Raw genomic sequence first — 2,836 nt, forward strand, 5'->3', positions numbered from 1 at the left:
GGACGGTGTACGGCAGCACCTGCGGCACCCGGGCCACGTTGCCGGTGTGCGCGCGGGGCGTACGGAAGGCGAGCTGGGCGCGGACGGCCTCCGGGTTGTCGGTGGGCAGGGCGCGCACCGCCTCGGTCAGCGGCCGCCCGGCGTCGCCGAGTAGCTGTGCGAAGCGGCCCGCCATCGCCCCGGCGGTGGCGCCGATCCCGCTCACCACCAGGGTGAAGTCGCCGTCCGCGAGCGCCTCGGGTGAGTCGGCCCGCAGCTCGGCCAGCAGGTCCAGCGAGGGCGGAGCGGTGGTGCCGGTGCCGCTGAGCCGGGCCAGCAGCCCGTCGTCGAGCAGCAGCTCGCGCTCACCGCTCGCGGCGGCTCGCTGGGCGAGCGCGAGCAGCAGTTCGTCGCGCGGGTCGGCGGGCCCGCCGGGCCGCAGCGGGCGGGTGCTGCGCGGCAGTTGGTAGCCCGCGGGCGCGCCGAGGCCGCGCTCGGGGTCGAGCAGTTCGAGCAGCGGCACGGCGCGGCCCGGCCCGTACCGCTCCATGAAGTCCTCGTGGTACTGCCGCAGGTGCGCCGGTCCCGGGCGGCCCGCCGAGACCGCCCACAGCACGTGCGCGGCCCGCTCGACCTCGGTTCGGACGGCCGTCGGCAGCCGCACCTCGACGTCGAGGCCCAGGTCCACCTGCACCAGTCGCTCGGCCGGGTGCAGGCAGCGCATCCGCTCGGTCAGCTCCCGCCACCGGGGCAGGCCATCGCCGGGAGCTGTGCGCTCGTACGCCGTCAACTGGTCCTGTAAGGTGCGTAGTTCAGCCGCGATCGGGAGGGCGGACAGCCTGGCCAGCAGGTGCCCGATCGGGTCCGACTGCTCCAGCGGCGGCAGCAGGTCGGTCAGCAGGATCTGGGTGCGCACCAGCTCGCCGAGCAGCCAGTCCACCGCCGCGCCGTCCACCTGGGGGTGCGCGGTGGTGACGACCCGGTGCAGCTCGGTCCACGGCAGCGGCTCGGCGGCGTGGTCCAGCACGGTGCGGATCGCCGCGGTGTGACGGATCGACAGCTCCCGCCCGGCCGTGCGCTGCTCGGTGCCGGGCGCCGGGAGGTAGGGGAGCACCAGCCGGTCGCCGCGAACCTGGCACAGGTCGTTGGCAATCACCCGCAGCCCGCGCAGCACCGGCAGCTCGCGCTCCAACGCGGCGACCAGCCCGGTCAGCCACTCCTGGTCGGGCCGGGCCGCCTTGCGCGGACGCCCGCCCCAGCGCACGGCGGGCCGGTCGGCGAAGCGGGCGGTGGCGACCCCGGCCATCAGGCCGAACGGGGTGGCCCGGTCGGACATCCGCAGCCGGTACCGGGTGACCGCGCGGGCCGCCTTGCGCAGCTGCTTGGGCTTCACCGGCAGACCGGCCTCGACCAGGTCGAGCACCCGGCTCAGCGAAGGGCTGGACACGGCGACGGCCTCGCGCAGCAGGGGGTCCGCTAGGGCCGCGTTCAGCTGGTCGAGGTCGGATCCGAGCGGGGCGGGGGATCCGGGCAGGGCGCGGGCCGGCCGGACGGCGGCCCGTAGCAGGGCGACCTCGCCGCAGGCGAAGGTCGGCGTGTCCGACATGGCGGGGTCTCCTACCAAGGGGAGCGACGGGGGGAGCGAACGGGGAGGGCAGATCGGGAATGCGGGAAGGAAGGAGAGGAAAACGGGGGAAGGAGGGTCGGGAAAACCCGGTACGGCGGCCGGGGGATGGGCCGCCGTACCGGGAGCCGGATCAGTCGCAGCAGTGCGAGTTGCGGGTCGAGCTGCAGGAGAACGGCCGGGAACCGCTGGTGGCCGCGTTCCGGGCCTCGGTCTCCTCCTGGGCGGGGGCGCTGATCTCCAGGACGTCGAGCTCCAGGATGTCGTTCGCGGCGAACCACCTTTCATGGGATCAAATGAGTCTTCGACAGAAGGGCCGGCGCGCTGTCTGACCGGTGTTCCGTAGGCTCCGCGGCCTCTCCGACACCAGAAACATTAGGCAGGCGCGATCAACACTCGATCGACCGAAGGTCAACGCCGCCACGCCCCCGATCGACGCCCGATCAACGCGACCACGTCGGAAGCCGGGCGGCACTCGGCAGCGGGCCGCTCGTCTGCCTAATCTGTGCGACACCAACGAAGATCGACGGCCGCGCGACCCGTGGCCGAGCTGGGGGCACAAGCGTGGGCGAGGGATGGGCGGAACTCAGGTTCTCGGTACTGGGGCCGATGCGCGGACGGCGCGACGGCACGGCACTGCGGCTCGGCAGCCCGCAGCAGCAGGCGATGCTCGCCGTCCTGCTGCTGCGCCCGGGCGGAGCGGCGGGGGCCGCCGACCTGATCGAGGCGCTCTGGGGGGAGGATCCGCCGCAGGCCGCGACCACCACCGTCCGCACGTACGCCTGGCGGCTGCGCAAACTGCTGGAACCCGGTCAGGGCGCGCCCGCCGTGCTGGTCTCGCTCGGCGACGGCTACCGGCTGGTGCTGCCCCCGGATGCGGTGGATGCCCAGGAGGCGGAGCGGCTGGCCGCCCGCGCCGAGGCCGAGGCCGCCGCCGGGCGTCCCGGGCAGGCACGTGAACTTCTCAACGAGGCACTGGAGTTGTGGCAGGGCGAACCCCTGGCCGGAATCCCCGGCCCGTACGCCCAGCGGCAGCGCGACCGGCTCGGGGAGCTGCGGCTCGCGCTGCTGGAGGAGCGGATAGCGCTCGACCTGGCGCTCGGCCGGGCCGCGCGCTGCGTACCCGAGCTGACCGCGCTGACCACCGAGCACCCGCTGCGCGAACGGCCGCACGGCCTGCTGATGCGGGCGCTGAGCCGCAGCGGGCGGCAGGCGGATGCTCTGGCAGCGTTC

2 protein-coding genes are annotated in these 2,836 nt (G+C 74.6%); one reads left to right on the forward strand and one right to left on the reverse strand.

The features are described from left to right. Positions 1 to 1,585 (reverse strand): lantibiotic dehydratase family protein (locus ACFQ87_RS45440; RefSeq protein ID WP_380616917.1); only part of this gene is annotated, 1,585 nt, incomplete at its 3' end. 627 nt (positions 1,586 to 2,212) lie between these two features. Between ACFQ87_RS45440 and ACFQ87_RS45445 the strand changes: the two genes are divergently transcribed. Then, positions 2,213 to 2,836 (forward strand): BTAD domain-containing putative transcriptional regulator (locus tag ACFQ87_RS45445; protein WP_380616918.1); only part of this gene is annotated, 624 nt, incomplete at its 3' end.

The sequence above is a fragment of the Kitasatospora sp. NPDC056531 genome (genome assembly GCF_042794375.1).
Lineage (GTDB): Bacteria > Actinomycetota > Actinomycetes > Streptomycetales > Streptomycetaceae > Kitasatospora.